The sequence below is a fragment of the Microbacterium sp. B24 genome (assembly GCF_000333415.1).
In the GTDB taxonomy this organism is placed as follows: domain Bacteria; phylum Actinomycetota; class Actinomycetes; order Actinomycetales; family Microbacteriaceae; genus Microbacterium.
In genome coordinates this window covers 22,067-28,306 of record NZ_BADB01000446.1, presented here as the reverse complement: position 1 = coordinate 28,306, position 6,240 = coordinate 22,067, and the positions used below count along the sequence as shown (strand labels likewise).

Here is a 6,240-nt window from a genome sequence, read left to right as displayed (position 1 = left end):
TTCGACGGCGGTGGCTCGAAACGAGAGTGCGCGCGGGAAGGTCGTCGTATCGCCGCCCCGTCGGGCTCGTCCATTCGAGAGCGCCGTCCGCCCGCTGGCGGACGCGCCAGGCGGAATGGTGTTTGAGGGTGTGATGCCGTCGGCACAGATGCGCCAGGTTCGTGACCGACGTCGGTCCGTCGTGTTCTCGGGCGACGGTGTGGTCGACGTCGCAGCGGGGCATCGGCTGGCGGCATCCGGGAAAACGGCAGTGCTCGTCGCGCGCGCGGAGCAGGCGCAACTGGTCACGGGAGGGGCGGTAGCGGTCGACGGCGAGGACGGCTCCGGTCGTCGGGCTGGTGAGCAACCGATCCCACCCGGCGGCGGTGCCCGCGAGCTGCCGTGCGAGGTCGGGGTCGATCGGGCCGTATCCGGTCAGGTCGGCCGCCTCGTCCGCGCCGCCGAGGAGGCTCATCGCGGGAATCGTGACCTGGATGCGCGCACGGATCGCATCGGCCGCGGCGATGCTCGTGGTGCTCGCTTCAGCGGTCGCATGTCCGCAGAGCAGGAGGTCGAGTGCGACGTCGACGCGAACCTCATCCAGTCGTCGCATGTCGGGAGCGGTGGCAGACGCGGCATCCACGGTCGCCGGGATCGTCTCGTCGTCCGGGGCTGAGGGGCGGGGCGCGTCGAGGACGGCGCGTGCGAGCTGGGTCAGGCGGTCGTAGACGCCGTGCACGAGGTGGGCAGGGCCGGTGAGCCCGAGCTCCGCGATACCGTCTTCGCGATCGCAGACCCAAACGCGGCGCTGGCGGCGGGCGTCGCGGTGGCGCTCATCGATCGGCGTCCGGTGAAAGGCGTCGGCGAGGCGGCGGGCGACGGGCCGCAGTCGGCCGAAGGTCTCGCGTTCGGCCACCGGCAGGACCGCCGCTTCGTAGGCGGCGCGGGCGTCGTCGTCGATCAGGCGTCCCCCGGCATCCGTGATCACCGCCGCGTGAGCGCGGCTGATCCGGCCGGCCGTCAGTGCATTGAGCGTCGCCGGAAAGCGTGTCACGAGCATCGATGCCTCATCCATACGCGATTGGATCGTGCGATCGGACTGCTGTGTCGCCGCGCCGATCTCGGCGGCGATCGACCGGATCGTGATGTCGTCGGGAGCCTCTCGATCGACGTACGCGGCGTTGCGCTGCGCGAGTGCATGCTGTTGGGCGGCGTGCAGCAGGGTCGCCTCTTCCGCCTGCAGTGCCGCGATGCGACGGCGTCTGTCGACGAGGGCCTCCACGATCTCACCGACGGCCGTACGCTCAGCGCGTGCGGTGCGGGAATCGGTGGTGGACATACGTTGATTCTGCCCCGAACCTCCGACATCGAGAGGAAAGAATCCCCGGTCAGCGGTTCATTGTGGAGAACTCTCCACGGGGTGGATCTGGGGAGGAATCAACGCAAGAGTAAGGGCCGGTCGGAGAGGCTCCCGACCGGCCCTTGTCCCTTGCACCAAGAGTGTCCTGCAATCACATGCCGGTAGCTGCCACAGCAAAACAACTACCGTGCGAGCACTCTATAACGACCAGATAACGGCCACAAGGGGTTTCCGTTACCTTTTCGTGACTTCATACGAAAGTCGAATCTTGGGCTGTGCGGGCTGTGGGGCACGGCGGCGACCCCACGCCCGCGAGGGGCTCTGTCGGGCTGGAATGGGAGACTGGGCTATGCCCGTTCGCCCCGACATCGTGTGCATCTGCGGATCCGCGCGCTTCGCCGACGAGATGCGCGACGCGAGCCGTGATCTCACACTTCGCGGCGTCATCGTTCTCGCGCCCGCCGAGATGGACGGCGATGTCAGCGCAGACCAGAAGGCGCACCTCGATGCGCTGCACCGCCACAAGATCGACCTCGCCGATCGCGTGCTCGTCGTCAACCCGGGCGGCTATGTCGGCGCATCGACGGCGGCGGAGATCGCCTACGCGCGGGCGACCGGCACGCCGGTTTCCTTCACGGCTCCGCCGGACGGTGCCGCGGCCGATGGAAGCGGCGAGCTGTGACGGCGGTCATTTCGTTCTCCCTCGACGGCGTCGTCCGTAACCTCGATTGCGAGGCCGTCGGTCATACCGCCCGCAGATCCAGCACGATGTCGCCGTCCACCCCGCCAGCATCGCCCGCGCGCATGACGGCGCGGTGCTCTGCGTCGATCGCGCGGGGCGACATGTCGGCGACGGCTCGGGAGTGGGCGATGTCGTCGGTCTCCATGCAGTCAGCCTAGAAAGCCGCCACCCATCCGATTGCCCGGTAGCGACGAACAACACAGGTACCCCGACCCCGGCGGCAGGAGATCATCGTGACCACGCACACCGGCCGGCGCGTGTCGCTCGCCCTCGCCGCCCTCGCGGGCCTTGTCAGCGGTGCGGTGTTCCTCGGCGTCGCCGAGCTGCTGGCGATGCTCGTCGCGCGCAACGCCAGCCCGATCCTGGCGGTCGGTGGCTTCGTGATCGACATCGTCCCCCAGCCCTTCAAAGAGTTCGCGATCGCCACGTTCGGCTCCAACGACAAGATCGCCCTCCTCGCCGGTCTCGGCCTCGCCGTCGTGATCGCCTCGGCGATCGGGGGAGTGCTCGAGTACGTGCGCAGCCCTCTTGGCGTCGTGGTCGTCGCGATCGCCGGCGTGCTGTCGACCGCCGCCGTCGTCTCGCGCACCGGAGTCACGCCGTTGTCGTTCGTTCCTCCCGTGGTCGGGGCGGCCGCGGCATCCGTCGTTCTCGTGATGCTCGGTCGCCGCCTGCGGCGCTGGCGGCGGCCCGGTCCGGACTCTGCCGAAACCGACTCCGCGCCGGACGAGGCGCGGGCGCTCGGTCGGCGCGGCTTCTTCCGCGTCGCGGGCGTGGCCGGGGTCTCCGCCGTGATCGTCGGTGTCACGGCACGCGTCGTGACGGCCGCGACCTCATCGGTCGAAGCGATCCGCGATGCGCTGAAGCTGCCGGCCCCTCGCCGAACGCTGACCGTACCCGCGGGCGCCGAGCTCGACGTTCCCGGTCTCTCGCCGCTGTTCACGCCGAACGCCGACTTCTACCGCGTCGACACGGCGCTCACCGTCCCGGCCATCGATCCGACGACGTGGCGCCTCGTCGTGGACGGCATGGTCGACCGTCGCATCGAGCTGAGCTTCGACGACCTCGTGGGCATGGGGCTGGACGAGTACGGCATCACCTTGACGTGCGTGTCGAACGAGGTCGGCGGCGGGCTGGTGGGCAATGCGAGATGGCTCGGCGTGCCCGTCCGCGACATTCTGCGGATGGCGGGCCCGCAGGGCGGCGCCGACATGGTGCTCTCGCGCAGCGTCGACGGCTACACCGCGAGCACTCCGCTGTCGGCGCTCACGGATGATGGAATCGACGCGATTCTGGCGGTCGCGATGAACGGCGAGCCGCTCCCTGCCGAGCACGGCTTTCCGGTGCGGATGATCGTCCCGGGGCTCTACGGGTACGTCTCTGCGACGAAGTGGCTGACCGAGCTGAAGGTGACGACCTTCGCCGCTGATGAGGCGTACTGGACGCCGCGAGGCTACAGCGCCCAGGCGCCCATCAAACTCTCCTCGCGTGTCGACGTCCCCAAGGTCGGCAGCCCCGTCGCCCCCGGACGTGTGCCCGTCGCCGGCATGGCGTGGGCGCAGCCGACCGGCGTCGCCCGCGTCGAGGTGAACATCGACGATACCGGCTGGGTTCCCGCGACGATCTCCACGCCGGTGAACGACGAGAGCTGGGTGCAGTGGATGTACGAATGGGATGCTGCGCCCGGCACTCACTACATCGCTGTGCGCGCCTGGAACAAGAAGGGCGAGCTGCAGGAGCAGCAGCGTGCCCCGATCGCGCCGAACGGCTCGACGGGGTGGCACCGGGTGCTCGTCACGGTCTCGTCGTGAGCGATCGCGCACGGTGGCGATGCTGACGCGTGAGAATGTGCCCATGACAGCTCGTTGGACACCTCTCGCGATCACCTACCTCGTGCTGGCGGTCGGAGGCCTTGTCGGCACGTTCGCACTGAACGTCTGGTCGGTCGTACTGATGCGCAACTACCTGCTCGATCTCGTGCAGTCGGGACCGGCCGTCGGGTCGATCGGTGTCGACATCATGGTCGCGGCGATTGCGGGCAGCATCCTGATCATCGTCGAAGGACGACGGCTGGGCATGCGCCGCCCGTGGCTGTACGTGCTCGTGTCGCTCGTGACCGCGTTCGCCTTCGTCTTTCCGCTGTTTCTCGCGATGCGCGAACGGACGCTCGCGGCGCGGCGGATGCTGACGACCGCGGGCTCCGACGACCTCGCTGAGCCCGCGAGCTGAACGGCCCCCGGGCTCAGTCGGTGACGGCGCGGCCCTCGTCCGTGCGTGTGGCCTTGCGTTCACGCGCGATCGAACGGGCGAGCACCTGGCCGCCGCTGGTCAGCAGCGCCCGTCGCCAGGGGAGGGTGCCCTCGATCTCGATCTGGATCGAGATGGACAAAACGGTCCGGATGATCACGATGAGCCCCAGGATCACCGCGTCTTCGATCGACGGCTTGGAAGTGATCGTGCGGATGAGGTCGGCGGCCACGAGGACCTCCAGCCCGAGCAGGATCGCGGCGCCGAGCGTGTTGCGCAGCACCAGGTAGGCGTCGTGGCCGCTCCCGGTGCGCCGAAGCGCGCGCACCGCCAGAACGAGGGCGATGACGAATCCGGCGACCATGGCGAGCGCGCCGATCGCCTCGAACCCGAGCGCGATCGCCGTGAACAACGGCTCGATGCTCTCCGCCATGCTGTGCGCTCCCCTCGGAGGACGGACATCCTCTCGCCGCTCACTCTACGAGGCGGCTCGTGGGCGCGGCGAGCAGGCGTCGTCCGCGCGCAGACGACGCCCCCACTCGCCGAGGAGTGGGGGCGTCGGTCGGGGGCTTATTTGAACGCGTCCTTGACGTCTTCGCCGGCCTTCTTCACGTGGGCCTTGGCCTGGTCGGCCTCACCCTCCGCTTCGAGCTTCTCGTTGTGCGTCAGCTTGCCGACGCCCTCCTTGACCTTGCCGCCGATGTCCTCGGCCGCGTTCTTGATCTTGTCGTCGAGACCCATGATGTCTTCCCTTCTGCCAACTCCTGCCTCGACGCTATGAAGTCCGCGCGCCGGAGGGCAGTGGGTTGACGCGGCGCGGCCACCGTACTATGCGCGGATGCCGCGGCATCCGGATCCTGATCACGCCGACGGGTCGCGCGGGAGGGGGTCTTCCGCGAGTGCCGGCCAGTCGGGGAGGGGATCGGGAAAAGCCGCCCAGGCCGCGGCTCCGGCCTCCAGCTCCGCGTCGGTCAACAGTGCCTCGTCGAGCGTCGCCATCACCGCACCGGTGATCAGGTCCAGCCCGGTCAGCGCGATGTCCTGCGCGGTGAGCGCCGCCTCGGCCCCGGCATCCTGCGGATCGATCCACATCGCCGAGCCGACCTGATTCCATCGGGCGAGGATGCCGGGTCGGGTCGCGATCCGGCAGAAGCCCGCCGATCGCAGCAGAAGACCGAAGCGCTCGGTGTCGATCTCGTCGAGCGCATCGGCGAGCCGCGAGGGGTGGAACGGTCGCAGTCGTTCGTAGCGCACGGTGCTCACCCGCGGGTCGGTCATGTAGGGGTCGTGCTCGTCGTTGAGGGCGCGCACCCACCCGGCACGCTCGAGCACGGGCCCATCGTCGACGGCGGACGGCGCGGAGTCGATGAGCGCCCGGATGTCTTCGCTGGGGCCCCGCGACAGGCGCACCCGAGCGCGCGGCGCCAGATGCGAGGCCAGCGCCATGAGCATCGAGAGCTCGGCTGTCGTCACGTGCTCCCACCGGACGATGCTGACGAGTGTGGCGGCTTCCAGCAGTGTGACGGCTCGGCGTGCACGCGCACCGCTGTCGCCGTCGCCGGGGCCTCCATTCTCGTCGAGCGGACTGGGGTTGCGCAGATCGTCGAGCATGTGGCGTGCGTCCACGACCCACACGATCGGCGCGGACGGCGTTCGGGTCACGATGTCCAGGTGGAGCACGTCCACGTCGATGCCGGCATCGATCACGAACCGTTCGACGTCCCGGCGGTCGCGGGTGAGAGCGATGGTGACGGGGTGGTCCGGCGTCGGCGCCGCGGCATCGTCTCTCGTCGAGATGCGCAGCAGCCCACGCTGCGTGGCGACGGCCAGCCCGGCGGCATAGCGCCGACGTTCCGGAGTGCACACGCCGGCGACGATGAGGGGAGAGGGCAGCACGACGGGGCCTGCTTTC

Annotated in this window: 8 protein-coding genes; 3 read left to right on the top strand and 5 right to left on the bottom strand. The window is 69.3% G+C overall.

Going from position 1 to position 6,240, the window contains the following annotated elements:
* Nucleotides 1-1,318 (bottom strand): HNH endonuclease signature motif containing protein (locus I5I_RS13415; RefSeq protein WP_239640128.1); only part of this gene is annotated, 1,318 nt, incomplete at its 3' end.
* 370 nt (nucleotides 1,319-1,688) lie between these two features.
* Between I5I_RS13415 and I5I_RS13410 the strand changes: the two genes are divergently transcribed.
* On the top strand, nucleotides 1,689-2,021 hold the full coding sequence (locus I5I_RS13410) for a hypothetical protein (protein WP_036320722.1): 333 nt from the start codon (nucleotides 1,689-1,691) through the stop codon (nucleotides 2,019-2,021).
* A gap of 61 nt (nucleotides 2,022-2,082) precedes the next feature.
* Here the strand turns inward: I5I_RS13410 and I5I_RS17215 are convergent, their stop codons facing one another.
* Nucleotides 2,083-2,226 (bottom strand): hypothetical protein, encoded by a 144-nt coding sequence (locus I5I_RS17215; RefSeq protein WP_187289959.1) that lies wholly within the window; start codon nucleotides 2,224-2,226, stop codon nucleotides 2,083-2,085.
* A gap of 88 nt (nucleotides 2,227-2,314) precedes the next feature.
* Between I5I_RS17215 and I5I_RS13405 the strand changes: the two genes are divergently transcribed.
* Nucleotides 2,315-3,892 carry a molybdopterin-dependent oxidoreductase gene (locus I5I_RS13405; RefSeq protein ID WP_036320720.1) on the top strand — a complete coding sequence of 526 codons (1,578 nt, stop codon included), beginning with the start codon at nucleotides 2,315-2,317 and terminating at the stop codon, nucleotides 3,890-3,892.
* Nucleotides 3,893-3,935: 43 nt separating this feature from the next.
* The gene (locus I5I_RS13400; protein WP_036320727.1) at nucleotides 3,936-4,310 is read left to right on the top strand and encodes a DUF2834 domain-containing protein; all 375 of its coding nucleotides are present in this window, start codon (nucleotides 3,936-3,938) and stop codon (nucleotides 4,308-4,310) included.
* 13 nt (nucleotides 4,311-4,323) lie between these two features.
* Here the strand turns inward: I5I_RS13400 and I5I_RS13395 are convergent, their stop codons facing one another.
* The 3 genes from I5I_RS13395 to I5I_RS13385 form a co-directional block, all read right to left on the bottom strand.
* Nucleotides 4,324-4,761, bottom strand: a complete 438-nt coding sequence (locus tag I5I_RS13395) for a DUF1622 domain-containing protein (RefSeq protein WP_036320717.1) — start codon at nucleotides 4,759-4,761, stop codon at nucleotides 4,324-4,326.
* A gap of 137 nt (nucleotides 4,762-4,898) precedes the next feature.
* Nucleotides 4,899-5,069: a CsbD family protein gene (locus I5I_RS13390; protein ID WP_036320714.1), complete on the bottom strand. Its 171-nt coding sequence runs from the start codon at nucleotides 5,067-5,069 to the stop codon at nucleotides 4,899-4,901.
* 120 nt (nucleotides 5,070-5,189) lie between these two features.
* Entirely contained in the window at nucleotides 5,190-6,224 is a 1,035-nt protein-coding gene (locus I5I_RS13385) for a GTP-binding protein (RefSeq protein ID WP_036320710.1), read from the bottom strand.
* Between the last annotated feature and the right edge of the window lie 16 nt (nucleotides 6,225-6,240).